This is a genomic window from Paenibacillus sp. XP01, assembly GCF_057364885.1.
In genome coordinates, this window is the sequence record NZ_CP139481.1 from 1993737 (window position 1) to 2019707 (window position 25971).

The window sequence follows — 25971 nt, forward strand, 5'->3', positions numbered from 1 at the left end:
TAGGGAGGTAGAGCAAGATGGCTAAAAAAGCACCAGAATTGGAAGAGTACAAATATGGTTTTCGCGACGAACACAAATCCATCTTTCAAACCGGTAAAGGTCTGACGGCTGAAGTCGTCACCGAAATTTCCCGGATCAAAAACGAACCGGAGTGGATGCTGGAGTTTCGTTTGAAAGCTCTGAAACAATTTGAAAAGATGCCAATGCCGAAATGGGGCGGAGATCTGGACGAATTGGATTTCAACGATATTCAATACTATGTTCGTCCTTCCGAAAAACAAGGGAAAACATGGGAAGAGGTACCTTCCGAAATCAAGGAAACGTTCGACAAACTCGGTATTCCTGAAGCAGAGCAAAAATTCCTGGCAGGGGTATCCGCTCAGTACGAGTCCGAGGTTGTATACCATAACATGCAAAAGGAACTAGAAGACCAAGGCGTGATCTTCATGGATACGGACACTGCGCTCAGAGAGCATCCAGAAATTTTGCGCGAATATTTCGCAACGGTCATTCCGCCGGCAGACAACAAATTTGCTGCATTGAATAGTGCGGTATGGTCCGGAGGCAGCTTCATCTACGTTCCAAAAGGCGTGAAATGCGAAGTGCCTTTGCAAGCCTATTTCCGGATCAACTCCGAAAATATGGGACAATTCGAGCGTACGCTGATCATTGCGGACGAAGACAGCTTCGTTCACTATGTTGAGGGCTGTACGGCTCCGATCTACAGCACCAACTCGCTGCACAGTGCGGTCGTTGAGATCATCTGTAAGAAAAATGCCCGCGTTCGTTACACAACGATCCAAAACTGGGCACCAAACATCTACAACCTCGTAACCAAACGTGCGGTTGCCGAAGAAAATGCAACGATGGAATGGGTCGATGGCAACATCGGTTCCAAACTGACCATGAAGTATCCTGCGGTTGTATTGAAAGGCCGCGGAGCGAAAGGTTCCGTTCTGTCCATCGCGGTAGCAGGCAAAAACCAACATCAGGATGCAGGGGCGAAAATGATTCACCTTGCACCTGATACAACGTCCACGATCGTATCCAAATCGATCAGTAAACATGGCGGTAAAGTAACGTATCGCGGACTGGCTTCATTTGGCCGTCAGGCTGAAGGCGCCAAAGCCAACATCAAATGTGATACGCTCATTCTCGACAATGAGTCCACATCCGATACGATTCCTTACAACGAAATCATGAACGATAACATTGTGCTGGAGCATGAAGCAACGGTATCCAAAGTATCCGAGGATCAGCTCTTCTATCTGATGAGCCGCGGATTGACCGAGGCCGAAGCAACGCAAATGATTATCATGGGCTTTATCGAACCGTTCACCAAAGAACTGCCGATGGAATACGCGGTAGAGATGAACCGTTTGATCAAATTCGAAATGGAAGGCAGCATCGGTTAATCGATCGTTGGCATCCAACAGGACCAAGGGATATCCCTTGGTTCTTTTTTGCGTTTCGCGTGCCCAGCTAAGCACGCATCTTCTAGCCGGTGAAAGTCCGGTCGCAGGAGGGGCCAAGCCCCTGCGTAGCTAGGATACTTGCGTATAGCGAAATCTGTGCGCAAAAGCGTATCGACGAAAGTACCTGTCAGAGACAGGGCGAGCAACAAGCCAGGCTGTAACATGAAGTGAATCCTGCCGCGTCGTTAAAAAGGCCTCGCAAGAGGGACAAGAGGAAGCCGAGTCTCGCGAATGTGGACGAAGGCCATGGAAGCTGCAAAGAACTTGGAACAACAGCGAAGAATCCTCCGGCGTATAGGGAGCAGCATGGAATGAAAGAGGATGCAGTGAACTGGGGAGACCCTCCCCCACACGGAATTTTTTTTAGGAATTCGTAAAGAGACATTCTATAAGTCTAAAAGACGAAGTGAAACGTCTGTGGGAAGGGAGTCCGAGGGGCTCATAGTACCGAAGAACCCAAGGACAACATAACCTTGGGGAGGGAAGGAGCCCTGCTTTGTTTATGCTTTTGGAGGAGGTACGAGTGAGTGAATGCCAGACGGCTAACAACACCAAAGGAAAAAGTTCAACAACTCCAAGAAAAGCTAGGTCATGTGGCCAAGAAGAACAACAAGCGTAAATTCCATGCTTTGTACGACAAAGTCTACCGGTGGGATGTCTTGCAGGAAGCCTGGAGACGAGTGAAAGCGAACAAAGGAGCGGCAGGTGTAGATGCTGTGACGCTGGCTGACATAGAGGAACAAGGAGAACTGACTTTCCTCAAGGACTGCGAAGGAGCGTTGAAAGAAGGCAACTACCATCCACAGCCTGTACGGCGGCACTACATCCCAAAGAAAGATGGGAAGCAAAGACCGCTGGGCATACCCACCGTGCGCGATAGAGTCATCCAGATGGCAACGAAACTCGTGATCGAACCTATCTTTGAAGCAGATTTTGAGGATGTATCTTATGGATTTCGTCCGAAACGAAGTGCGAAAGGAGCGCTGGAACGAATTCGGAAAGCCTGCAACCGCAAAGGGAATTGGGTAGTCGACGTCGATATCCAAGGTTACTTCGATAACATGAATCAAGAGAAGCTCATGAAATTGGTACAAATGCGTATCAATGACAGGAGGATCTTGAAGTTAATCCGGAAGTGGCTTGAAGCGGGAATCATGGAAGAAGGAAACGTACGGCGTTCTGATTTAGGAACACCGCAAGGTGGTGTCATATCTCCACTGCTCGCGAATATCTATCTGAACTACTTTGACCGATTGTGGGAGAAACACGGAAGTGGAGTGGGAGAACTGACAAGATATGCAGACGATTTTGTGGTGGTTTGCAAAACCAAAAAGGACGCGGAGCATGCGTATGAACTTATACGCAGAATCATGGAACGTCTAGAGCTAACCCTGCATCCGACCAAAACCCGCATTGTAGGCTTATGGACGGGAAACGAAGGATTCGACTTTTTAGGGATGCACCACCGAAAAACGAAAGCAGAAACGTCGCAAGGGAAGGTATATTACACCACGCAGCAATGGTTAACCAAAAAGGCAGAAGAACGTATTCGTGGAGTCGTTAAAGAGCGATTATCCCCGCCAAGTATGCGATCCAGATCGTTTGCAGAACATGTGAAATGGCTCAATCTGAAGATTCAAGGGTGGAGAAATTATTATTACACAAGCTACAGCCAGAAGAGACTAGCAAAGCTGGATTGGTATATTTTGCAACGGTTAACCCGGTGGTACGCGAAGAAGAGACAACGCAGAAAATGGATGGGTTCAGTAGCTGAGGTTAAAAATATCGCCGCCCAATATGGACTAAAAACGCTGTTGTAATTTGCATGCCCATGAACGAAGAACATCGGAAAGCCGTATGAGGGAAAACCTCACGTACGGTTTGATGAGGAGGGGCTGGGTTTTGCCCAGCCTTTTACTCTAGAAATCGGCAGGATAACTTTGTTATTTTTTAGCTTTTCATAGGAAGATGGGGAGTATAATAGGATCAAAAACACAGTCAAATTGTGGGACATGTGCATCTACTAATCGAAAAGGATGGTGATTCCATTTCCATGAGCATGAATCCATTCGAAGGATACCGCGTCACAAGTTCATTTGGCTATCGGATCCATCCTCTTCATGGAGGGCAGACATTTCATCGGGGGATAGATTTGGTCAAAGTGCCTTGGAATGCGCCTGTATTTGCATTTATGGGCGGCATTGTGCGCTTTGCTGCCGAGGGGGCTACTGGTTCGGGATTCGGCGGTTACGGCCTTACAGTAGCGTTGGAGGACCATCGGGGCTACCTGCATTGTTATGCCCATTTGTCCAGCATTGGCGTACGGACAGGCCAAAAGGTAAAACGTGGACAGCGGATCGGCAATCAGGGAAGCACCGGGCAGAGCACGGGCCCTCACCTTCACTACGAAATACGCAAAAATAGCGCCCCTTCCTATGGCTATACGGCTAGTGAAGACGGTGTAGTGGAACCGGAAGCCTACTTGAAATCTGAATACGGCACGAACGGGGAGGAGCATGCGCCCATGACAAATGAAGAGAAGCTGGCCTTTGAGGCGTTGCAGAAAAAGGTGGATGCTCAGGCAGCTTGGGTGGAGCAGCAGAAAAAGTTAGCCAATATGAGCTGTCCGGCCTGGGCAAAAGACGCATATGACTATTATCGTAAATATATGCTGACGGAGACGGGCAGTTATGATTTTTGGCGGATGCTGGTGATCATGTATCGTAAAGAAAAAGGGTTATCGGTGACTTCGCAGTCCGATGGGGGAACAGCCTAAGTAGAGTCCTAAAATCGTCCTAAAATCGTCCTAAATTCATCCTAAATTCATCCGATGGACTGCGTGGTATGCAAGTGTGAAGGAAGGGGCCGGAAGCGAGTGTGGATTTAAAAAAGGGAGGCCTGTGGTCAGGCTTCCCTTTATAGCGTTTTGCTGGACGGTCATCGATTAATTCGTATAAATTTCAACAATGGCAATATCCCTTTCCTTGGCCAAATCGATAAAAGCGGAGGAGGTTTGAACCAGTGGCCGGAAGTAATCGGCAGGATTATTCATGACGATCAGGCCGTTTTCCCCTGTAGAGAGCAGGACGCGCTTGCCGATAAAATTCGGAAGCATATGCTTGATTAATTCCTGTGTGGCTTCCCCATTCAGTTGTCCGAAACTGAGGCTGTACAGCTCGCACAGAACTGAAATCAGTTCCTGTTTAGTCTGATATACCCTGTTTGTGGTCATCGCGCTGTATACGTCTGCCACAGCCGTGATGCGGGAGTACGGATGAATTTCATCCCCCTTCAGGCCCAAAGGATATCCGCTGCCATCCTCGCGTTCATGATGCTGCAGCGCTACGGTAGCAAGAATTTCGCTTTGCGTGGATTTCTTGATAATCTCATATCCATAAGAGGTATGTTTCTTCATCTCTTCGAATTCTTCGTAAGTCAGCTTGCCTGGTTTATGTAGAATTTCAGCAGGGATTTTTGATTTCCCGATGTCATGCAGGTAGCCTGCCTTGGCTACGGTGAGGCATTCATCCGGATCGTATCCCATCCAGCAGGCGATGTAGAATGATAGCATACCTACTTGCAGCGAATGGTTATATGTGTATTCATTGTCTCCATCCAGCATCAGGAGAAGGGAAACAACGTCTTTTTGTTTTTCCAGTTGGGTGGTGAGGGGAACGACGATCTCATTCACCTGCTCATCGTCAATGAACCCTTTCTCCAGCGCTTGTTTGAATAACACTTCAGTACCTTTGATCGTATCGTCAAACAGAGTTTGTAACCGACGGGTTTGATCGGAAGGCAAGGTTTGTGCATCAGAGTGTTCGTTGGATGCTGTGTGCTCTACATCTGCATAATCGATTCCATGTTGCAGCAATTTGAAAATATCGTCTTCGCTGAGTGTGGAACCTTTCATCAGCATGTGGAGACCTGTACTGTTGTATACATCGCTTTTTAACAGATCGCCAGGTTTAAGATCAGTAACATGCACTCTCACGTATAAACCACCTTTTCCTCGACTTATATCGACACATATAGTAATAATAACAAGAAAAAAATGGGTTGACAACGACTTATTTACTGATCCATGTGAGCTTTCAAGAGATGGAAAGACTAATTATCAAGGTTTTTGGTAGGGTCCCATGGACCTAGTTGGTGCCCTTTCCATTCAGCACCATCTTCCCATATTTCTTTTTTCCAGATCGGTACGGCCTGCTTCAGCCTTTCGATCGCATAACGGCTGGCATCATAACAATCGCTGCGGTGCGGAGAGGACACCGCAATGACAACGCTAATCTCCTCGACATCCACTTTACCTATGCGATGGCTGATCGCACACTGCACGCCAGGCCAGCGTTCGGAAATTTCCGCTCCGATGGCCGCCATTTGAGATAAGGCCATCGGAACATATGCTTCATATTCCAGATGAACCGTTCGTTGTTCTCCCGTCATTTCGCGCGTCGTGCCGACGAAAGTCAGCGTTGCTCCATGGTTTGCGGTGATCACCAGTCTGGTCGTGGCCTCGACGGATAAAGGGGAGGAAGTGATCATGTACATGCCATCCGGCGTCCGGTGCTCGGCGGCGGTGATGGCGGGCTGGTCAGGCGATGCATCGGAGCCGTCTCCTCCGGATACAGGCGGAATCAATGCAAGCTCATCCTGAGCCTGGATTGCTGCACTCGCCGGGGCATACTGCTGATTGACGGCCAGAAAAGCGGAGCGGATTTGCGCAGCCGCCTCAGGATAGGCGAGGGCAAGGCTTTCTTTTAACGAGGCAGCCGTGGGCTGTTCCCCGGGATAGTCATGTTCAAGGACAGACGTGCCGATTCGTTCGGCAATGCCTGCAAATAACTGAATTTTCAATTTCATGCTGGAGTTCACCTCTTTTTGATCTCTAAACCCTTTCAATATATCATAACGACGCCGAAAATGTTATGCTTATCTATTAGAGGAATATACGCATGTCAAGACCTATAATTGGCGGAAGGATGAGCCTGATGGAAAATGAGCGATTAACGATACTTCATACCAACGACATTCACAGTCATTTTGATTCCATGAGTTCCATCGCCGCTATGATTGAACGGGAACGGCGCGAAGCCGGAGCCTTTTTGGTTTTGGATATAGGGGACCACATGGATCGCATGGCGGTGGAAACGGAAGGAACACTGGGGTCGGCGAACGTCGACGTGATCAATCTGACGGGATATGACGCCATTACGATTGGCAACAACGAAGGTTTGACTTTTACGCCGGAGCAGCTGGCCAAGTCCTATTCGGGTTTGCAGTGTCCGGTCGTATGCGGAAACGTTCTGGATCAACGGACGGGCCTCCCTCCTGCCTGGATGAAGCCCTCCCTGATCGTGGATAAAGGCGGTTTCAGAATCGGCCTATTAGGTGCTACGGCGCCGTTTACGTCCTTTTACGAATTGCTTGGCTGGGATGTGCTGGACCCGGTGGAAACGCTTCGTAAACAGGCCGAGGCGATTCGTCCCGAGGTGGATGTCGTCATCGTGCTGTCCCATTTGGGACTGTCCACGGACCGCAGGCTGGCCGAGCAGACGGATAGCATCGATCTCATTTTGGGCGGACATACCCATCACGTGTTGGAGGAGCCTTTGATCATTGGCGGGACGGCGCTCGGAGCTGGCGGGAAATTCGGTCAGTGGCTGGGTAAAATGGTGCTCGAACGCAAAGCGGAATCGAGAAGGCCGGTTTTGGTGCACGGCGGCTGCGTTCCGGTCGACAGGTCGTTGCTGGAGGAAAAGGTGGTGCTCGCGATCGAAACGGACCGGATGGCTGCCAATGAAGCGCTTCGGCAGACCGCGGTTATTAGCGACAGGACGCTAGCCATCGATTACGTGCACGAATCGCCTTTTGCCAATCTGCTGGCCCAAGCCGTGCGCCGCTTCACCGGCGCGCGGGTTTCGGTAGTCAACGCGGGCCAACTGCTGGGTGATTTGCCTTCAGGCGACATTACGAAAGGAATGTTGCATTCCCTATGTCCATCTCCGATCAATGCTTGTACAATAGTGTTAAAAGGCCGTCATCTCCGGGAGGCTTTGGAGCAGTGTCTGCTGCCTGAGTACACGGACAAGCCGATTATCGGATTCGGGTTCCGCGGGAATATTCTTGGCACGTTATGCGTGGACGGATTAGAGATCACTTTTGACCCTGATGGTGGTCCATATGAACGGATCCGTTCGATCTCCCTGGACGGGGAACCGCTTGGCGGCGAAGAGGAAATCGTGATAGGGACCTTGGACATGTTTACGTTTAATGTAGGGTATCCCTCCCTCGCCCAAGGAACAGAGACGAGGTACCGTCTTCCCGAATTCATACGCGATTTGATTGAAACGGAACTGAAAAGACCAGGGGCGCTGGACGAATGTTTGCGAACCCGCTGGCAACATATTTAACGAGACTTGCCTTCTGCTATAACGGCGGCTGTTGGCAATTACATCTACGGAGCGGGAGAGGATAGGCTGTGCGTCTGGTACATATAAACCTATTGCAGCCTGGCATGAAGCTGGGAAAACGAATATTTAGTGAAGAAGGTTTGGTCTTGCTTAGTGAGGGGGTCGAATTAACCAGTCGCTTGATTGCACGCCTCAAAGAGTTGGGGATCGGCTATGTATATATCAAGGACGCGGCCACGGACGACATTATCGTTCCCGACATGCTGCACGAAGACACGAGGCGCAGGGCCCTGGTGGAGATCAGAAAGCAGTTCCAGAACATGTCGACGGTCAAAACAAAGAGCCGGATGCCGCATTTCGGCAAAGCGTTCAGCGGTTTGATGGATTCAATTCTGGACGATATCGGCGGCCAGAAGGAAGCGATGATCATGCTGATGGACATGAACACGAGCGATTTTGATCTATACAATCATTCTCTCAATGTATGTGTCTATACCCTGGTACTGGGTGTGGCTTCGGGGTATACAAGGCATCAGCTGACGGAGATCGGGCTTGGCGCCCTGCTGCACGATATCGGAAAAACCCAGGTTCCGGCAGAAATTCTGCATAAGCCTGCCAGATTGAGTGATGAGGAGTTCAAAATCGTTCAGCAGCACACTACATATGGACACCGCATTCTGAAAGATGAACCCGGAATCCCGCTTCTGGCCGCCCATTGCGCACTGCAGCATCATGAACGGATTGATGGCAGCGGTTATCCTTTCGGTTTGAAAGGAAACGAGATTCATGAGTATGCCAAATGGCTGGCACTCGCCGATTCGTATGATGCGATGACAAGCAACCGGGTGTACCAGCAGGCCTTGCTGCCCCATCAGGCGGTTGAAGTGTTATACACGGGTTCGGGAACGCTCTACGAACAATGGATGCTGGCAAAATTTCGCGATTGCGTGGCCATTTACCCGATCGGTATATCCGTTATGCTCAGTACGGGCGAAGTCGGGGTAGTGTCCGCGATTCATCCGCGCATCCCGCAGCGCCCGCGGATCAGGGTGTTGAAAGATGCCGATGGGCAGATGCTGGCTCAGCCGTATGAGATCGATCTTACTACAGCGCTGTCGGTAATGATTACCGGTGTAGAAGGAGCGGAAAAGATCCCGCCCCAAATGGACTGCAATGAATTTTCCTAATTGCTCACATATGCGATTCGGAGGCGCTCAGATGCAATATCCAGGGCAGGCATGCCTGGAATTGCCGGGCGTTTTTGTCATGTAATGGACAGAGGCCTTCATCCCGAAGCCCGCAAAATTGTGCTATGATTAAAGGTAATTCCCATAAGATACAGATGGGATATGATATGAATCGAACTTTTTAGGTTAAGAAAAGGAATAAGGTGAAGAACAATGACCATGCTAAACTCAGGAGCGCCAGAATCAATCTTGCCGTTATCGCCTGCAAATGATCCGTGGGACCCGATCGTCTCACTTCGTAAATATGGCCGTCATGTACTGACCAGCGTAGAAATGACCGTAACCCATCTTTGCAATATGCGCTGCGAACACTGCGCGGTAGGAGATATGCTGACGATGCGGGAAGCGCCGTCCATGCCCATCTCCCTTATGCTGAAACGGCTGGATGAAGTCGAACACCTGCAAACGATCAGCTTGACGGGCGGAGAGCCCAGCTTCAGCCAGAAGACGGTGGACGAGATGATCATTCCTTTGCTGAAGTATGCGAAGGAACGCGGCATCCGTTCCCAGATCAATTCCAATTTGACGCTGGACATCGGCCGATACGAGAAATTGCTTCCTTACTTGGATGTCATGCATATTTCATTCAATTATTTGAATGCAGACGATTTTCATCAGGTTGGTTTTGCCAACAGCAACAGACCGGTTAAACGCGAGGTTGCTGTGAAAATGTACGAGAAAATGATTGAAAACTCGCGCAAGCTGAGTGAGGCAGGCATGTTCATTTCCGCCGAATCGATGATTAATTTCCGCACGCATGAGAAACTGGAAGGCATTCATCAACTGATTCGCGAAATGGGCTGCGTCCGCCATGAAGTGCATCCGATGTACAATTCCAATTTCGCGTCTTCGTTGCCGGTCCTTTCTCTGGAACATATGAGAGCAGCCATTCACCGATTGCTGGATGTGCGTGACAAGGACATGTGGATGCTGTTTGGCACATTGCCGTTTTTTGCTTGCAGTGCATCGGAGGAGGACCGGAAGTTGATCAGCCGCCTGCGCAGCGAGCCCAATGTGACGGTCCGCAATGACCCTGACGGGAGGAATCGCGTCAATGTCAACATGTTTACAGGGAACGTATACGTCACCGACTTCGCAGACATTCCCGCCTTCGGCAATGTGCAGGACCGGAAGCTGGACGACATCTTCCATGAATGGTCTGCGGAACATCCGCTAAACCAAACCGTCAACTGTTTCTGCGATGAGGCTTCCTGCTGCGGACCGAATCTGCTTGTGGCAGACATGTATTATAAAGGGATCGATTTCAAATCCCGAAAAGCCATTCTGCGTTAGGAATCCAGGTTTAATTCCTGCAAATAGATCATAAAGGGGAGCTTCGACTTGGATATTCATACGGAATTTCATTTCGGACAGCTGCTGTTTAATCTGTTTTGCGTGTTCATGCTCGTTTTTTTGAACGGCGTGTTCGTGGCAGCTGAATTTTCGCTCGTCAAGGTGAGGCAGACCCGGCTGACACAACTTCTGACCGAGGGGCATCGGCTTGCAGGCTACGCGCTCAAAGTCAACAGCAAGCTGGACGCGTATTTGTCTGCAACGCAATTCGGCATCACGCTGACATCCCTCGGGCTTGGATGGCTCGGCGAGCCGGCCATTTCCGAGCTGCTCGTTCAGCCGTTGATGAGCAAGCTCGGCATCACGGATACCGCATTGATCTCGACGGTTTCCGTGATCGTCGGCTTTTGCATCATTACCTTTTTGCACATCGTTCTCGGAGAGCTTGCGCCCAAGTCGCTGGCGATTCAAAAAACGGACGGCATCGCGATGCTGTTGTCGGCGCCTTTGCTCATATTCTATAAGGTGTTTTTCCCGTTCATTTGGGTATTGAATGCGTCGGCCAACGCATTGCTGCGCTTGGTCGGCATAGAACCGGCGAGCGAAAGCGAGGTCCATTCCGAAGACGAGCTTCGAATTCTGATGAAACAGAGCGCCAAGAGCGGCGTGATCGACAAGGATGAGATCAAATTGATGGACAACATTTTTGATTTCTCGGACATGCTCGCCCGCGAGGTCATGCTGCCGCGAACGGACATGCACTGTCTTTACGCGAATTTGCCGCTTGAAGATAACCTGAAAATCATTAACGAAACGAAGCATTCCCGCTATCCGGTTGCCTTGGAAGACAAGGACCAAATCATCGGATTCATCCATATCACGGACCTGCTATTGGCCGAACCTGAACGGCAGCAGGATTTGGCTTCGCTCGTCAGACCGATCCTGAATGTGCCCGAATCGATGGAAATCAGCCATGTATTACGTTTGATGCAGAGTAAGCACTCCCAGATGACGCTTGTTGTTGACGAGTACGGAGGCACGGCTGGACTATTGACTGCGGAGGAGATTTTGGAGGAAATTGTCGGCGAACTGTATGACGAGTTCGAGGATGAACGTCCGGATGTGGAGCGCAAGGACGGTATCTTTTCCGTGGACGGCCGCTGCCTGATTGAAGAAGTGAACGAGTGGACAGGTTCGGCGATCGAAGATGATGAAGTGGACACGATCGGGGGCTGGCTGTTCAAAGAGCTTGAAGGGAGCCCGTCTAAAGGAAAGGCCAAGAAACTGGACGATTACGTATTTGAAGTGGAAGAGTCTACGCGTCTGCGCATTACGAGAGTGAGGATATATAAGGATCTGCAATCCGAAGGACAGCTTGCGGATCAAGGTTTGGCGGGGCAAAGGCCGTCGCCACCGGGAGATTCCTTGAATTGAAGGGTGCAACGTTACACGGGCTCTACTTGCTTGCGGCATACCTTATGAACATATTTGGACCTTTGGCTGTTGCGCATGGAGGCAACAAGCCAAAGGTCTTTTTTGCTTTTACGCATCCAGGCGACAGGACAAAATTCCGGTACCTCCAAATCTCAACCCTTAATAAAATTCGGATTAACTTGGTCCGTAACGACATAAGGTTATAGTGACGCAACGGATTCGGCATATAGCGTTGTGCCTAAGAATCGTTTTTATTAAGGGAGGCGAGTTTCTTTGATTGATCCTCAGATTCGCGCATACAGGCCGTTTATTGGACCGTTTGACCCATGCAAACCGATGGAGATTCGAACCTATCTTGTCCCGCCCCAGCTGTTTATTCCGTTTCAGCCCATGGGTTGGCCCCAGTTCAGCCCGTCTGAGGCATTGAGAGCAGGCACGTTGTGGCCTGCGCTGTACAGTCCGTACACGTCGAAAAAGTTTGTGGAAAGCGAGGTGAAGGGGGATGGATGCTGACAAACCGAAGGCTGGCGACCTGAAATATTATGAGTTGCTTGAAGAGCTTCAGGCCTTGGATTTTGTGCTGGTAGAGCTGACGCTCTATTTGGATACGCATCCCGGGGATTATCAAAGCATCGAGCAATTCAACAAGTTTGCGCAGGAGCGGATGCGGGTTGCCCATGAATTCCAGCAGTTGTACGGCCCGCTGCAGAACTTCGGCAATTCATTTTCCAAATACCCCTGGGAATGGTCCCAGTCTCCCTGGCCTTGGCAGGTATAATCGATGCCCGGATCGGCTGCTGCATCGTATGGGCTGTTTTGCGGACCATGAAAAAAGGCACTTCAACGATTTTCTTCCATCGGTTGAGGTGCCTTCGCATCGCCAAGTTGAGTTGCTGCTTCTAGCCATTTGCCATACGACATACACATGTTCTGAAGAAATGAAAACGTAGCGGCCCTGAAGCGGAACGGGAGCAAGGAACCACTTTGAACGGTAAAAGGAGGCGTATTGCATGTTTATCTATGAAAAAAAGCTGCAGTATCCCGTGCGGGTAAGCAAATGCGATCCCCATATGGCAAAGCTGCTCATGGAGCAATATGGCGGGGCGGATGGAGAGCTGGCTGCAGCGCTCCGATACATGAACCAGCGGTATACGATTCCGGATAAAGTCATTGGTCTGCTTAACGATATCGCGACAGAGGAATTCGCGCATCTGGAAATGATTGCCACGATGGTTTACAAGCTCACCAAGGATGTTACCGTCGAAGAGCTGGAGAAAGCCGGGCTGGACGCGCATTATGTCAATCACGACCGGGCGCTGTTCTACAGCAATGCCGCCGGCGTGCCGTTCACCGCAACCTATATCCAGGCAAAAGGTGATCCCATTGCCGACCTCTACGAGGATATTGCAGCAGAAGAGAAAGCGCGGGCTACATATCAATGGCTGATCGACATGACGGATGACGTGGATTTGCAGGACAGCCTCAAGTTTTTGCGGGAGCGGGAAATCGTGCATTCATTGAGGTTCCGCGAGGCCGTGGAAATGTTGAAGGATGACCGGGAAACGAAAAAAATATTTTAGCGTCTGCGGCCGAATGCCGTTTGCGATTCCCTTCATGGCAAAAATGACTCATATGCACAACATAAAGCCCTCCATGGATCATATAGGAGGGCTTTCTCGTGATATGCTGGCCGTGCGGCCGTGTCGGCCGAATGGGCCAACCCTTTTCAGTATTCCACCACCATGGCAACATTTTGCCACCCTGCGCCGACCGTCCAGAACAGAACCTTGTCGCCGCGCTGGATCTGGCCTGACGTAATGGCCCGATGAAAGGCGATAAATGGACTGCTGGTCGAGGTGTATCCGAACTCATCGCCGATATATACGGCAACATCATCGGAGATTCCGATGTTTTTGGAAACGGCGCGGATGTTGGCGATGGAAAGCTGCGAGAAGCAGGCAGCTTTGATCTCGTCTACGCCGATTTCATTGCGTGACAGCATGGTAAGAATGGATTCGGAAGCGGCATCCACGCAGATGGAGTCGTCGAACGGAATGAACTTGACATGAAGCGCACCTGCATCCACTCCTGTTTGGCCAAGCTTGGCCAAGCCTTCTGCCGGAAACAGGGAGTTGTTGTACACGCAAGTATCCGTCTGATAGATGGAATCGATAAAACCGACAGCATGCTCGTCACGTTCGACGATGACGGCTGCCGCGGCTTCCCCGAAGTTGGCGAAATAGACCGGATCATCCGGGCTTGCATGAGGAGCGACATAATCGGAGCCGATGATCAGTGCCCGCCGTATGCGCGGGTTGCCCAGCATCTGGCGGCTCACCTGTTCAAAGGCCGCGGTCATTCCGGCACAGTTGGCATTGCTGTCGATGCAGATGGTATGGGAAGCTCCGTTGATCAGGCGATGAATCATCAAGGAATTCGTAGGGAAAATGTACTCCGGCGTTTGACTTGCGTAAGCGATAAGATCGATATCGGCGCCGGACAGCCCGGTTTTCTCCAGCACGTTGCTGGCGGCTTCAAAAGCCATGCTGAGCGAGTTTTCATCCTCGTTGTCGATTTTGTAACGCTGATCGCGACCCAGTGCTTTTAACAATCCGCGAATATCCACACCCCTTGCATCAAAATGATCAATGTAAAACGCATTGCCCACCTTGTTTGCTGGATGATAGATATCGATGTCTACGATACGAATTCCGGCCATGTTAATCTCCTCCCGCGGATGGATGACACCAGATGGTTCCGCCTGATTTATTGAGTGTTTAAGAAGTAACGGTCGATATGATTTCTAGGTTGTCCAGACCAACGGTGCGTCCGAGACGGGATAGCTGCATTTTCAGAATGGCATTGTTTTCGAGCGTCAGAATAACCTTTTTGAAGCCGTCCTTTTTAAACATGGCCAAGCAGCCTTCCAGAAGGGGGACAATTTCCGGTGCAGTGACGTTCAGCTTTTTGCAATCGATGTGCAATTCGTATTCCGCCGGAGTGAGCTTTGCAACCGTGTCCTGATATGCCGAGATCGAGCGCAGCCCGTCCTCTTCGGAGAAAGAACCCTCCAATTCAATGTTTAACAGCTTTTTGGATACATCGGGTTTCAGAATAAAACTTCCCATAATCGTTCTCTCCTTCAAAATGAGTTAAGCTACCCTGCGGACAAAATGACTGGTCGTAACAATACGTTGAGTACCCATATCATAGGTCAGGATAATTTAACCATATTATAAAGGCGGCCATGTTAAAAGATCAATAATAAAGTCGAATCGTGTATATAAATGTAGAAAAGTGAATCATTGGATTTCCTCCAGCGTAGCCAACAAAACATTAAATGCGCTGATAATGCGCGGAGCTCCTACGCATGGCGCAAGATGCAGCAGTACGCCTTTAAGCTCGTCCACCGTCACGCCAACCTGAAGGGCCATCGCATAATGGACCCCCAGCTGTTCGTATTGTCCTTGCGTAATGAGCGAAGAGATGATGGCGACTTCCTTCCATTGCTCGCTGATTGTGGTCCGTTGAAAAATGTCGCCGTAAGCTGTACCCATAATAAATTCGGAAAGCTCGGGAAAATGCTCTTTAATGGGAGCAAGCGCTTTGGCTCCATAATTTCCGGACAGCTTGGCGAAGCGCTCCAACCCTTGATTCACCTGTTCGTTCATGCTTTGTCCTCCTAGTCCAAATTCAGCGTGCGGTGAGCCGTAGGCGGAATCTCATCGCGATCCGTCAGAAGCTCAATGACAGCGACCTGCTGCAGACGCTGGGCAGATTGCAAGGCGGTAGCGAACTCCGCTTGGGTCTCGGCCCGATATGCCGCCGCACCCAGCGATTCGGCAAACTTGGCTGCATCCATGGGGACTTCGTACAACGTGCCATCGATTCGCCCGGTCGTTTTTTGCATGCCTTTTAAAGCCATGTCCAGTTGTTTATTGTTCACGACGATGAAAATGACGGGAAGCTGGTTGCAGACCGCGGTATGAATTTCGGTACCCAGCATCATGAAGCAGCCATCCCCTGTAATGCAGACGATCGTTTCCTGGCGCGCGGCCGCTTTTGCGCCAATGGCCATGCCGATGGCGTTGCCCATGCAGGCAAAATAAGCATCAAAGACAAAGCTTCCCGGTTTCTTCACTTTATAACGTTGAACCGCATGGAAACCGTGACTTCCGTCGTCAACAAACAGCATATGATCATAGGGGAGAAGGTCGCTCATATTCTCCAATATGGAAGCAAGGGACAGCCCGGTCAGTTCCGGCAAAGGCAATGTGTAGTCAGGGGGAAGCGGTTGTTCTTTTGGTTTCGGAATCGGGTGTCCGGATATCGTGCCCAGCAAAAACTGCAGACTGTCTTTCAGATCACCGGTGATATGTAAGGTATGCGAGTCGAGGATTTTACCGATGAATGTCGGATCCGTATCGAATTGAATCAGATGAGCAGGGTGGTTTTCGCGCTTGAGATTGCATATCGTCATGTCGCTCAAGCGTGAACCAAGCACGATGAACAGATCGCTCCGGTTCAGCATTTCGTCAGCATGGGGAACGCCGCCAACGCCGCATGGGCCGTGGTAGAGCGGGTGGTCCCAGGCGATTGCGCCTTTTCCGCCAGGCGAGGTCACGACAGAGATGTTGAACGTTTCGGCGAAATGCACCAGTTCATCGTGTGCCCTTGCCCGGTTAACGCCTTTTCCGGCAATGATCAGCGGCCGCTCGGATTGCTGCAGCAGCGGAAGTACGCGATTCAGATTGGATACGCTGAGCAATGGTTCGTGTTCCGGCAGGACAATGCGGCAGTCGTTCAAGCGTTCGGTCTGTACATCGAATGGAAGACATAAGTGGACAGGCCCTTTATTAGGACCAAGTGCAATGGATAGGGCATGGTTCAGCAGCGTGCCGAAATGGTCGCCGCGTTCCACAAGCTTGCTGAAGAGCGTTGCAGGTCGGAACATCTCTGCCAGGTCGGCGAGATAGGACGAGGAATCTTGGCATTGGGGGATTCCTAATTCCTGTATAGATTGGTGGCCGGTAATGAACAGCACAGGCAGGTTATTTGCCTTGGCATGTGCAGCAGCTGTAAGCAGGTTGGTGCCGCCAGGTCCCGAAGTGGCAAAGGCAACGCCGAGTTTGCCTGTCTGAAGGGCGTAACCGGCAGCTGCGAAACCCGAGCTGGATTCGTGTCTGCCGGGGATCATTTCAAGTCCGTAATCCACCATTTTCAGAGCAGCCGGGCATATGGATTTTCCGATAATTCCAAAAAAGTGGGTAACGCCCAAATCATAAAGAGTTTTCGCCAAAATATCTGCTACGGTTGTCATGTGAAACACCTCGCTTCGCAAATAGGTTGATAGACCCAAAGGGTGTGTTCTGTGTTCAAATGATCGTCGTGATGAAGATATGAAAGGAAAAATCCTTTGTTAATAGGAAGAGTAGCTTTTTTTGTGGTTTTTTGTCAACTTGTTTTGTGGGTAAATTTTCCTGAATCTAAAGTTGTAAACGGTTTATTCCTTATGGCTGCTGGAAAAAATAAATAGTCGCATAAGCCTGTCTTTCTATTTTGAGAAATTATAATTAATAGTTTTTATGTAAAATAAAATCGAAAAATATCATAATATGGTTGTTTGGCGGAGCATGCTTCGCATGTTCGCATTTCTGTGTTCATTTATGCAATAAAGCCATGTTTCCTACATTTCTGGTATACTGGAGTCTGATTGGAGTGAAGTGGGATGACAACAATTAGAATGGCGATGATCGGCTTGGGCAAAATGGGAAATCACATGCTTGAGCAGGCTGGTCGAAATGACCTTGGCGCTTCGATCGAAATCGTGGCTGCATGCGATACGGACGAGGCGGGGCTGCGTGCTTTTGCGGATTCCTACCCGGGAGCGAGTATATATACGAATTATAAGGCACTATTGGACGAATGCCAGATCGATCTGTTGTACGTTGCGGTTCCGCCCAAGGTTCATTACCAGGTCGTTATGGAAGCGCTGCAGCGCAAAATCCCGGTATTCTGCGAGAAGCCTCTGGCGAACAGCGCGCAGGAGGCGGCTGAAATGTTAGCCGCAGCGGAAAGCGCTGGGGTGATGCACGCCGTGCATTTCTCCATGCCCCACGAGCCGGCCGTCCTGAAACTGCAGCAGCTGTTGGACCAGAGAACGATTGGGTCAATCCGCAAAATCGAACTGATTCTGCAATTTCCGCAATGGCCGCGGAGCTGGCAGCAGAATGAGTGGATTACGGGGCGCGAGCAGGGCGGCTTTATTCTGGAAGTCGGCATTCATTGGATCCACGTCATCCAGAATGTGTTTGGCAGCATCACCGTCCTTCGAAGCGAAGTGGATTATCCCGAAGATGCCCTTGGATGTGAGCGAGAGGTGCATGCGGATATGCGACTGGATGACGGGACACGGGTTGAGCTGAAAGGCATCTCCCATTTTTCGGGCGAGGAACGTGTCTCCATGATCGTATATGGAGCGGAAGGGACGCTGGCTTTGGAAAACTGGGAGGAGTTGATGGGCGGGGCCATTGGCGAACCGCTTATGCCCATCGAGACCCCGGAATCCATGAGCGAGCTGCCTGTGCTGAAACATGTGATTGCGCGCCTTCAAGGCAAGCCCGGCAGAATCTATGATTTCAACGACGGTTACCGGGCCCAGCTTGTGCTGGAAGCGCTGCGTAGTCCGAAGCTTTCCTGATTCCCGGCCAATGTTGCAGGGTACGGCGATTCGTCGATGGTTTGCAAAACAGCTCAAGTTTACATTGGTGAACCTTTAAGTATATCATGGGGAAAAACGGAAAAATCCTATCAACATTTCAAGCCGAAAGGAATTCTGATATGACGAAAGAAACGACATTGCGCAAACCGGAAGCGATGATTTTTGACATGGATGGAACGCTGTTTCAGACGGAAACATTGTTGATGCCCGCGTATCACCGTCTGTTCGATACGCTTAGAGCCGAAGGACATTTTGAAGGAGAAACGCCGCCGGAGGAGCGAATGCTCGGCAGTCTAGGCATGCTGCTGGAGGATATCTGGAAGGTCGTCATGCCGGACGCTTCCGAGGCAGCCCATCGCCGCGCGGACGAACTGCTGCTTCAGTTGGAGATTGAAGGGCTCGATGGGGGCGATTCTCGACTATATCCGCAGGTCAAAGAGACGCTGGAAGCGCTGAAGGAACAGGGCGTGCGCCTGTTCGTGGCGAGCAACGGGCTGGAGGATTACGTGAAAGGCGTAGCTTTTGCCCACGAAATCATGCCGCTGTTTGAAGGTGTGTATAGCGCAGGCCAATACAAGACGCCATCCAAGGTCGATCTTGTGCAGATCTTGCTCAAGAAGCACCACATTCAGGATGCCTGGATGGTCGGAGACCGTTCCTCGGACGTCGAGGCGGGCAAGATGAACGGACAGACCGTCATCGGCTGCGCCTATGCCGGGTTCGGCCGCGATGAGGAGCTGGCCGGATCGGATGTGTTGATCTCCGACTTTACGGAATTGCTGGGCTTGTATCGGAATGCTGCAGAATAACTACGTCATGCACGATTGCTGTATGTTCAGCTTGACCATTGAATCGCGATCATCGCTGTATTGCGATTCGCTTCATTGGACGGCAGACGCGCTTATGGATCGTTGAGGCTGCTTTACTCCAAAAAGGATCGGGAACTCTGGAATGCCAGAGTTCCCGATCCTTTTTCGGTGACGGGGTTATCTCGTTCTTCTCTTCTTTCTAGACGGGGTGCCTCTGCGTATGGCCGGTGTGGCTGGTTTGACTGGTGTGACTGGTTTGACTGGTGTGACTGGTTTGGTCGGTGCGGCTGTTTTTGGGCGCGATGAGGTCGAAGAAACGGGACGATGCCGGTAAAGCCACAAGGCATATTCCAACGGCTGGGTGATGGCTTTTTCATATATTTCGCTTTCCCCGATTCTGGAAAAAACTTCGCGTGCCGGCTTCGGGTTGACCTCGAGCAAGTAGATTTGCCCGCTTTTGTCTATGGCCAGATCGAGCGCCAATTCGCAGAGGGCGCCATAGGTTTCCTCGAGAAAGGAAGCGATAGCAATGCCGAATTTTTCGGCGGTGCTCGCAATTTCGGCCTGCTTTTCCTCTTCCGGAATCCATTGTTTCATGAGCCGCTTCATTTCAATGGCTTGGCCGCCGCCGTGAAGATTGGAGGTGACGCTCTTTTCCGCCCCGATCCTTCCGGCACAACCGGTGAATTCCCATTCCCCCTCGCCGTTTTTCTGAACAAGCATGCGATAGTCGTGCACGCGCTGGTTGGGGAGCTGAAGCTGGATCCCTTGCTGCACGAGATATTTGTCCTTCATGTCCCAGTGCTGCAAAAGGGCTCCGAGGCGAGACATATGCACATTGCGCGGCGTGATGATTTGTCGTTTCTGGTTCCGTCCGCGTACCAGAACCGTGTTGGGCTCCTTGTTGCTGTGTTCGATGCGCAGAATGCCGCGACCGCCCGTGCCGTTGATCGGTTTGAGATAGATTAGCGGGTAGGTTTTCAACATTCGGTTCACGTCCGACATATCCTGAAACAGGCAGGTATCGGGAAGGTGTTCCCGAAAAGCGGCTTTGGTTGCAAGGAGCTGGTGAATGGTCCATTTGTTGCGCAAGGGGCGGTTCAAATACAAAAGATGTCCGTATTTTTTGCGGAAATCCTGCAATTGTACAAACCGGTGGTTTCTCTGGATCCGGCAGCGGTCAAAGATCAGGTCCGGGAATGAACGCCACTCCCTGGACCAGCCTTTTCCCGGATTATAAACCATCGCATTGATATGCTTGCCGCCGGAATGAACGTCTGCCGGCGTGAATACGTACACATCCAGTCCCCGCTTTCGACCTTCCAGTATCATCTTGCGGTAAATGCCTCGCTCCTCCAAGCCGCGATGATCGTTCAAATATAGCGTCATGATGCCGAGAACAGGTGAGGACACAAACAATCACCTTCTTTAGCGGTTATTCCTTTCCAAGTTCATTTGGGTTGGCGGGCCAGGTAAGTGCTGTATTGAAATATGCGTTCCAGCGATCGGCGGCGAATCTGGGGCTCATCGAATTTCATCGGCTTGGCGTTTGCCTCGAAAAACCAAAGCTCGCCAATAACGTCTATGCCGAGATCCATCGACATTTCGCCCAGCGTGCTTCCCGATCCACGCTCGATCTGCTTGGCGATCATGATCGACGTGGATTTGACTCGTTTCATCAGTGTTGCAGTCATTTCTTCTCCAAAGAGATCGGCCAGCAGCTTTTCTGGATCCTCCACGCTGCCTCCGCGGGGAACATGGGTCGTAATGCTGCGGGAACCCGCCAGCCTGGCACCGATTCCGGTTACGCTCCAGTGGCCTTTCCCGTTTTTTTGCACGAGCACGCGCAAGTCGAAAGGACGTTTGCCGGAGGAAGCCAATTCAATGCCTTGCTGCAGGATATAGGGCGTTCGGCCGGACTCCTGGCGCACGCGTGCCCACAGTTTTTGGAGCGTGATGGCCTTATACGTGGTGCTTCGTCTTTTGCTTTGGATTTTGAGTTTGTAGGGAAATTGATCCTTCTCCTGAAACTTGAGCATCATGATCCCTTTGCCCGCTTTCCCGCTTTCCGGCTTCAAATAAAGGTAAGGGTACTGCTGCAGCACTCTGCCCAGACCGGATGCGCTGCGCATCCGGCGGGTGTATGGAACGAGCTGTCGGGTCGTCTTCGATTTTTTCAGCCATTCGAAGAGATTCCATTTATTGAAGTAAAACGGGTTATACAGGCTGACGCCGGATTGAAGGCACTCTGCGATTTTGCGCTGGACAAACGGCTTGCTTTCATCCTCGCGGCTCGGGATGCGATTATACAACACATGAGGCAAAGGAAAGAGCTGTGAAATCCATCGTTTGCTTCCTTTGCCGAGCGTGTAGCCTTTGACGGTGGGACCGCTCATATCCAAGTCGCGGACGGTCACGACGTATGCCAAACAACCCATATTTTCACCGGTGTTTATGATATCCTCGAAATTTTGATGGTTTCCCCTGAACATTCGCTGAGGATCATGCATGGTCAGTATGGCAATGACAGGTTTGAAATCATCGTGCAGGCTCATCAAATGTCGTCCCTCTTCCGGAACTTGCTTAAATACAGGCAGTGTTCCAAAATGTGCTCCACCGACGATTTGCCCTCCATTCGGAGGGAAGGGTGTCGGAATATGGAGCGTCCGGGTTTGGCGTTCGCTTCGAACATCCATACGTGCTCCTCCTGATCAATGCCCAGATCAAAGCCAAGTTCACCAATGAGATGCTGGTGTTGATTTTCGATCGCCTGGGCCAATGTGATGGCGACGGATTTGGCTTGCTGAAGAACCTCGCTTGCGCGGTCGCCGAAATTCTGGCTGAGCGCCTTTTCCGGGGTCATCAGGGAACCGCCGTTCTTGATATGTGTGGTGACGCTGCCGCGGCCAGCCTTTTTGGCACCGATCCCCACAACGACCCATTGGTTGTTCCCGTTCTTGTGCATATGAAAGCGAAAATCGATCGGGCAATGGTCAATCTCGATCAGCCGGATGCCTTGCTGAACGACATAACCGCGCAAGTGTCTGCCATGTTTCCCCTGAAGCATGCGCATGAGGCCGTTGAAGGAACCGAAGCGCATCAGGACATTTCCCTTTTTTGTACGGTAACGTGCAAAATAGCCGCGTTTGGGCGAATAGGTCAGGCGATAGATCCCGTTGCCGAGGCTGCCTGCCGTAGGTTTGTAATATACGAATTGATGGCGTTCCAGCATGTCTTTCATCTGTTCCACCGTCGGATTCGTGATGGATTCCGGGATATGAAGGCTAGCGGCCGGTTCGTTTTCGAGCAATTTGTAGATATCCGATTTATTGAAGAAGCTCCAGTTAAAGAACGGGATTTTGCGCCGGATGAATCGTTCCCGCAGCTGGTTGATTGCAGGGGAAAAGTCCGAACGGCGGCTGGGCAGACGGTTATACACCACGTCCGGCAAAGGCACGGTTTTGCGGGTGAATCCGCCGCTGCTGCTCAGGAAGAAACCGTTCACTGTTTCGTTTTGCCAGTTGATGTCCCGGGGCGTAAAGGCGAAAATATAGGATTTCCGGCTCCCTTCGCGGAGCAGTTGCTTGATGAATGCGGTACGTGAACCGAACGGATTGGAACTGCTGGCCATACCGTCGGTAAGGATCCCGATCAGCGGACCAAGTTGAACTTCGTCATTTTGCAAATTGCGGAGGTAGACGCTGCTCCTCTTCGGAACGTTCATCAGGTTGCGAATGCCTGAGGCAAGATATAGATGTTTGCCTGCTTTTCGGATTGGCTTGATGGTTGCCGGCACCCGGTCCCTCCCAAATCGCAGATGAATCTTTTTTTTGCCGGACAGATTCAGGCTTTTCATTAACGAACTGGATACATAAATCACTTTATCCGGTTGCTGCGTGAAATGCAGGTTGCAAGTGGTCAAACTCATGATTTATCCTCCTATCCTGAAAATATCCTTCAAGGCAAGCCGGCGACACGCCTTAGCTGCCGTGATTCCGGATGGGTTTCAGGCCAGCTATGCTGGATGTATTCGGCATTTTCGTTGGACGGTAAACGTCAGCGAGAACATGTTGCTGCAGCAGATAACGGGCATAGGCAAGCGGCCGGGTATGGACCCTTCGAAATAACTGCGGGTCATCTGCTTTTGCAAACGAGGAGCGGCCCGGTTTGGAGTTGGCTTCAAGCAGCCACAGGCGCCCATCGGAGTCCGCTCCGAAATCGAGGCCCAACTCGGCGAGTCTGCCGAAGTGCCTTTCCAACAGCGGGGGGATCCGGCCCGCGGCCTGCTTTATTTGTTCAAGCAATGCATTTGCTTCGGAAGCTCCGAACCGGTCTTGGAGATAAGGAAGCGCAGGGTAGGCCTTCCCGCCGCCATGAAGGTTGGACGTCAGTGTTTTCTCCGGGCCCTCCCGTACCATACATCCCGTGAGCAACCAGCGTCCGCGGCCGTCTTTCTGCATCAGCGCCCGAATATCGAACGGACGTCCATGATGGCTAAGGTCAAGGTAAGGCTGTATCAGAAGCCTGCGTCGGGAGCTGCAGGCATGAAGCCGGGAGGATACGTGTTCGGGCGTTTGAAATAGCCAATGAAACGGCTCGTTGGAATGGTTGCGGCCGTCGATGACCCAAGTGGACGGCTCGGTGCCGCGAGCCAGGCGAAAGGTGTTTTTCCCGTGTGTTCCGGACACGGGCTTGAAGAACAGGCCCTGCGGCCATCGTTCCAGCCAAGTCTCCCACCGAACGTGCGGTTGAAACAGCGCCGTCTGGGGAAGAAGCTCTTTCGTTTCCGAATCACGGCTTAGAATCTGATGCACCTTCCATTTGCCGGGCAGTGAAGCGGACCAGTACGTCGTTCTTGCTCCAGGGCCAGGAGCGCTCAGCTGCTGTCTCCACGTCTGGGGCAATGGCTGCAGACTGCGATCCATCACCAGCTTGGTTGCAGGCAGAGGCACGGCTCTCCACTGATCATCAACGAAAACGAATCCTTGCTTCGGCAATGCTGCTTGGTTGTCATCAGGCAACGGAAGCACAACGATGCGAATTCCGTAAGGCCCGCTCTCCAGACTAAGCCGGCGGCAGAAGGGTTCATCCGAAAAGGAAGGTGAGCCAGCTGCTTCACGGACCAGAATCGTCAGGATGTCGGGCGGGAAAGTTCGGTTTGGCAACGGTTCAACACCTCCAGCGGAATTCGCCTCTAGAAACCGGCGAGATACGTCGAATATTCAAGCATCGCCTTCACGGAAGGCCGGATCTTGCTATCTTTCAACGGAGTATTATCATTTTTGGACGGCTTGGAGTTGACTTCCAGCAGCCAGACGCGTCCGTTCGTATCGAAGGCCAGATCGACGCCGAGCTCTCCGAAATGGGCGGGAATGGAGCTTTCGATGCCTTTGGCGATATCCAATGCCGCTTGTTTCAGGTTGGCGTAAGCTGAGGATTTGACGGAAGAAGACAATGAGGTCCGGGACACGGCTTCTTTGACCGTGCTCAGCGACCCGCCCCTGGCGAGATTGGAAACATAATGGCTGCCACCCGCAATCCGTGCCACGATGGACGTTACATTCCATTTGCCGGTACGGTTTTTCTGAACAAGTGCACGAAAATCGACGGGTCTGCCGTTATTGTCGATCAGATTCAGGCCTTGTTGGATTTGATATCGCGTGGATTTGTTTTTGCCGGATACGCTGGCATACAATTTATCCAGCGACGAGTACGTTTGCTTCCGTGTACCGCCAACGCCGGTCGTAAGGGTCAGGAAGCTTCCATCATTTTGCCGGGTGACCCGAATGATGCCTTTGCCCAGCGACCCGCGTACAGGCTTCAGGAACACGACCGGGTATCGGCCGCACATGGTTTTCAGCGTGGCCGCGCTTTTGAGCAAATGCGACTCGGGAAGGACGCGTTTGAGCGATGAAACGGACTTCAAGGCATCGAACACTTCGTTTTTGTCCAGAAACTTTTCGTTGAAGGTTTGGGTGCCGTAGAGTGATTTTACTTCTTTGATGAAATGCTGTACGCTAGGTTTGTTCTCGAGTTTCCGGGACGTGAGACGGTTGTTGACGACATCTGCAATGGGCAGCTCCTTTTTTTTCCAGCCGTCATCGTATACCCAGCCCTGCATGCGGCCTTGAATATCTCCGATATCCTCTGTGGTGAAGAAGGATACATAGGCGCCTTTCTTGCGGCATGCATTCACCAATTCCCGGCAAAACATGGTGATGGAGCCGAAAGGCCGATCGGGCTGATCGGGGTAATCCCGGCTTACCAATACACAGATGAATGGACCGAGGCGAAGCGTGCGGCTGCCTGGACGATAGGACATTTTCAAGACTGAACCGTGAATCAGGCCGGTTCTGCTGGCTACAGTTTGATTGATCCGCAGGCCGTCATACTTTGGCACGGGAATTACGGTGACTTCACTGCGGAAAGAACCGAATTGCAGCTTTAGCGGTCGACCAGAAGGGATTTTAAGTGTCTTGAGCACCCCTTCGCCCAGCATGATGACGTCGTCCTGCAGGATGCCCGAGCCGATGACCTGTATCGTTACTTTTTTAGTGGACATCTCGGATCTCCTTC

The 25971-nt window shown here is 51.2% G+C and carries 23 protein-coding genes; 12 read left to right on the forward strand and 11 right to left on the reverse strand.

The features are described 5' to 3' along the window. Positions 1 to 17 precede the first annotated feature (17 nt). From sufB to SNR34_RS09255, 3 genes are all read left to right on the forward strand, one after another. Positions 18 to 1415 (forward strand): Fe-S cluster assembly protein SufB, encoded by a 1398-nt coding sequence (gene sufB / locus SNR34_RS09245; RefSeq protein WP_339277159.1) that lies wholly within the window; start codon positions 18 to 20, stop codon positions 1413 to 1415. 587 nt (positions 1416 to 2002) lie between these two features. After that, positions 2003 to 3295, forward strand: a complete 1293-nt coding sequence (gene ltrA, locus SNR34_RS09250; RefSeq protein ID WP_236421567.1) for a group II intron reverse transcriptase/maturase — start codon at positions 2003 to 2005, stop codon at positions 3293 to 3295. A gap of 239 nt (positions 3296 to 3534) precedes the next feature. Further along, a complete protein-coding gene (locus SNR34_RS09255; RefSeq protein ID WP_486181753.1) occupies positions 3535 to 4251 on the forward strand; it encodes a M23 family metallopeptidase in 717 nt (238 codons plus the stop codon). A gap of 168 nt (positions 4252 to 4419) precedes the next feature. Here SNR34_RS09255 and SNR34_RS09260 read toward each other — a convergent pair whose 3' ends face one another. Continuing rightward, positions 4420 to 5469 carry an HD-GYP domain-containing protein gene (locus SNR34_RS09260; protein WP_236421166.1) on the reverse strand — a complete coding sequence of 350 codons (1050 nt, stop codon included), beginning with the start codon at positions 5467 to 5469 and terminating at the stop codon, positions 4420 to 4422. 116 nt (positions 5470 to 5585) lie between these two features. Next, positions 5586 to 6341 carry a molybdenum cofactor biosynthesis protein MoaE gene (locus SNR34_RS09265; RefSeq protein ID WP_339277162.1) on the reverse strand — a complete coding sequence of 252 codons (756 nt, stop codon included), beginning with the start codon at positions 6339 to 6341 and terminating at the stop codon, positions 5586 to 5588. Positions 6342 to 6460: 119 nt separating this feature from the next. Here SNR34_RS09265 and SNR34_RS09270 point away from each other — a divergent pair, with 119 nt between their 5' ends. From SNR34_RS09270 to SNR34_RS09300, 7 genes are all read left to right on the forward strand, one after another. After that, complete coding sequence (locus SNR34_RS09270; protein WP_236421225.1) at positions 6461 to 7891, forward strand: bifunctional metallophosphatase/5'-nucleotidase; 1431 nt, start codon at positions 6461 to 6463, stop codon at positions 7889 to 7891. Positions 7892 to 7995: 104 nt separating this feature from the next. Beyond that, positions 7996 to 9078: an HD-GYP domain-containing protein gene (locus SNR34_RS09275; protein WP_236421226.1), complete on the forward strand. Its 1083-nt coding sequence runs from the start codon at positions 7996 to 7998 to the stop codon at positions 9076 to 9078. Between the two features lie 213 nt (positions 9079 to 9291). Continuing rightward, complete coding sequence (yfkAB, locus tag SNR34_RS09280; RefSeq protein ID WP_236421167.1) at positions 9292 to 10431, forward strand: radical SAM/CxCxxxxC motif protein YfkAB; 1140 nt, start codon at positions 9292 to 9294, stop codon at positions 10429 to 10431. A gap of 48 nt (positions 10432 to 10479) precedes the next feature. Continuing rightward, complete coding sequence (locus tag SNR34_RS09285; protein ID WP_343259731.1) at positions 10480 to 11865, forward strand: hemolysin family protein; 1386 nt, start codon at positions 10480 to 10482, stop codon at positions 11863 to 11865. A gap of 273 nt (positions 11866 to 12138) precedes the next feature. Beyond that, a complete protein-coding gene (locus SNR34_RS09290) occupies positions 12139 to 12378 on the forward strand; it encodes a spore coat associated protein CotJA (protein WP_290371506.1) in 240 nt (79 codons plus the stop codon). Further along, positions 12368 to 12643 carry a spore coat protein CotJB gene (locus SNR34_RS09295; protein ID WP_236421169.1) on the forward strand — a complete coding sequence of 92 codons (276 nt, stop codon included), beginning with the start codon at positions 12368 to 12370 and terminating at the stop codon, positions 12641 to 12643. Before SNR34_RS09290 ends, SNR34_RS09295 begins: the two co-directional genes overlap by 11 nt. Positions 12644 to 12875: 232 nt before the next feature. Next, positions 12876 to 13445 (forward strand): manganese catalase family protein, encoded by a 570-nt coding sequence (locus SNR34_RS09300; protein ID WP_236421170.1) that lies wholly within the window; start codon positions 12876 to 12878, stop codon positions 13443 to 13445. Between the two features lie 146 nt (positions 13446 to 13591). Here SNR34_RS09300 and SNR34_RS09305 read toward each other — a convergent pair whose 3' ends face one another. From SNR34_RS09305 to SNR34_RS09320, 4 genes are all read right to left on the reverse strand, one after another. After that, the gene (locus tag SNR34_RS09305) at positions 13592 to 14584 is read right to left on the reverse strand and encodes a 3-oxoacyl-[acyl-carrier-protein] synthase III C-terminal domain-containing protein (protein ID WP_236421171.1); all 993 of its coding nucleotides are present in this window, start codon (positions 14582 to 14584) and stop codon (positions 13592 to 13594) included. A 58-nt stretch (positions 14585 to 14642) separates the two neighbouring features. Next, positions 14643 to 14993: a hypothetical protein gene (locus SNR34_RS09310; RefSeq protein ID WP_236421172.1), complete on the reverse strand. Its 351-nt coding sequence runs from the start codon at positions 14991 to 14993 to the stop codon at positions 14643 to 14645. 174 nt (positions 14994 to 15167) lie between these two features. Further along, positions 15168 to 15536, reverse strand: a complete 369-nt coding sequence (locus SNR34_RS09315) for a carboxymuconolactone decarboxylase family protein (protein WP_339277166.1) — start codon at positions 15534 to 15536, stop codon at positions 15168 to 15170. A gap of 11 nt (positions 15537 to 15547) precedes the next feature. Next, complete coding sequence (locus SNR34_RS09320) at positions 15548 to 17185, reverse strand: thiamine pyrophosphate-binding protein (protein WP_486181754.1); 1638 nt, start codon at positions 17183 to 17185, stop codon at positions 15548 to 15550. Positions 17186 to 17593: 408 nt separating this feature from the next. Between SNR34_RS09320 and SNR34_RS09325 the strand changes: the two genes are divergently transcribed. Then, positions 17594 to 18565, forward strand: coding sequence for a Gfo/Idh/MocA family protein (locus tag SNR34_RS09325; RefSeq protein WP_343259729.1), 972 nt, complete (start codon positions 17594 to 17596; stop codon positions 18563 to 18565). Between the two features lie 140 nt (positions 18566 to 18705). Continuing rightward, complete coding sequence (locus SNR34_RS09330) at positions 18706 to 19395, forward strand: HAD hydrolase-like protein (RefSeq protein ID WP_236421176.1); 690 nt, start codon at positions 18706 to 18708, stop codon at positions 19393 to 19395. Between the two features lie 177 nt (positions 19396 to 19572). On the opposite strand, the gene SNR34_RS09335 is transcribed toward SNR34_RS09330, so the two are convergent. The 5 genes from SNR34_RS09335 to SNR34_RS09355 are packed head-to-tail and all read right to left on the reverse strand — an operon-like array spanning position 19573 to position 25957. Then, a complete protein-coding gene (locus tag SNR34_RS09335) occupies positions 19573 to 20808 on the reverse strand; it encodes a YheC/YheD family endospore coat-associated protein (protein WP_339277170.1) in 1236 nt (411 codons plus the stop codon). A gap of 38 nt (positions 20809 to 20846) precedes the next feature. Next, positions 20847 to 21950, reverse strand: a complete 1104-nt coding sequence (locus tag SNR34_RS09340) for a YheC/YheD family endospore coat-associated protein (protein WP_486181755.1) — start codon at positions 21948 to 21950, stop codon at positions 20847 to 20849. Beyond that, the gene (locus SNR34_RS09345; protein ID WP_236421179.1) at positions 21950 to 23323 is read right to left on the reverse strand and encodes a YheC/YheD family endospore coat-associated protein; all 1374 of its coding nucleotides are present in this window, start codon (positions 23321 to 23323) and stop codon (positions 21950 to 21952) included. Before SNR34_RS09345 ends, SNR34_RS09340 begins: the two co-directional genes overlap by 1 nt. A 52-nt stretch (positions 23324 to 23375) precedes the next feature. Further along, positions 23376 to 24560, reverse strand: coding sequence for a YheC/YheD family endospore coat-associated protein (locus SNR34_RS09350; RefSeq protein ID WP_486181756.1), 1185 nt, complete (start codon positions 24558 to 24560; stop codon positions 23376 to 23378). A gap of 29 nt (positions 24561 to 24589) precedes the next feature. After that, positions 24590 to 25957 carry a YheC/YheD family endospore coat-associated protein gene (locus tag SNR34_RS09355; protein WP_236421181.1) on the reverse strand — a complete coding sequence of 456 codons (1368 nt, stop codon included), beginning with the start codon at positions 25955 to 25957 and terminating at the stop codon, positions 24590 to 24592. Positions 25958 to 25971 lie beyond the last annotated feature (14 nt).

What these genes read in the sequence shown, in the direction of transcription:
- sufB (WP_339277159.1), top strand. Translation starts at nt 18, where the DNA reads ATGGCTAAAAAAGCACCAGAATTGGAAGAGTACAAATATGGTTTTCGC.
- SNR34_RS09255 (WP_486181753.1), top strand. Translation starts at nt 3,535, where the DNA reads ATGAATCCATTCGAAGGATACCGCGTCACAAGTTCATTTGGCTATCGG.
- SNR34_RS09265 (WP_339277162.1), bottom strand. Translation starts at nt 6,341, where the DNA reads ATGAAATTGAAAATTCAGTTATTTGCAGGCATTGCCGAACGAATCGGC.
- SNR34_RS09270 (WP_236421225.1), top strand. Translation starts at nt 6,461, where the DNA reads ATGAGCCTGATGGAAAATGAGCGATTAACGATACTTCATACCAACGAC.
- SNR34_RS09275 (WP_236421226.1), top strand. Translation starts at nt 7,996, where the DNA reads ATGAAGCTGGGAAAACGAATATTTAGTGAAGAAGGTTTGGTCTTGCTT.
- yfkAB (WP_236421167.1), top strand. Translation starts at nt 9,292, where the DNA reads ATGACCATGCTAAACTCAGGAGCGCCAGAATCAATCTTGCCGTTATCG.
- SNR34_RS09295 (WP_236421169.1), top strand. Translation starts at nt 12,368, where the DNA reads ATGGATGCTGACAAACCGAAGGCTGGCGACCTGAAATATTATGAGTTG.
- SNR34_RS09300 (WP_236421170.1), top strand. Translation starts at nt 12,876, where the DNA reads ATGTTTATCTATGAAAAAAAGCTGCAGTATCCCGTGCGGGTAAGCAAA.
- SNR34_RS09305 (WP_236421171.1), bottom strand. Translation starts at nt 14,584, where the DNA reads ATGGCCGGAATTCGTATCGTAGACATCGATATCTATCATCCAGCAAAC.
- SNR34_RS09310 (WP_236421172.1), bottom strand. Translation starts at nt 14,993, where the DNA reads ATGGGAAGTTTTATTCTGAAACCCGATGTATCCAAAAAGCTGTTAAAC.
- SNR34_RS09315 (WP_339277166.1), bottom strand. Translation starts at nt 15,536, where the DNA reads ATGAACGAACAGGTGAATCAAGGGTTGGAGCGCTTCGCCAAGCTGTCC.
- SNR34_RS09320 (WP_486181754.1), bottom strand. Translation starts at nt 17,185, where the DNA reads ATGACAACCGTAGCAGATATTTTGGCGAAAACTCTTTATGATTTGGGC.
- SNR34_RS09325 (WP_343259729.1), top strand. Translation starts at nt 17,594, where the DNA reads ATGACAACAATTAGAATGGCGATGATCGGCTTGGGCAAAATGGGAAAT.
- SNR34_RS09330 (WP_236421176.1), top strand. Translation starts at nt 18,706, where the DNA reads ATGACGAAAGAAACGACATTGCGCAAACCGGAAGCGATGATTTTTGAC.
- SNR34_RS09340 (WP_486181755.1), bottom strand. Translation starts at nt 21,950, where the DNA reads ATGAGCCTGCACGATGATTTCAAACCTGTCATTGCCATACTGACCATG.
- SNR34_RS09345 (WP_236421179.1), bottom strand. Translation starts at nt 23,323, where the DNA reads ATGAGTTTGACCACTTGCAACCTGCATTTCACGCAGCAACCGGATAAA.
- SNR34_RS09355 (WP_236421181.1), bottom strand. Translation starts at nt 25,957, where the DNA reads ATGTCCACTAAAAAAGTAACGATACAGGTCATCGGCTCGGGCATCCTG.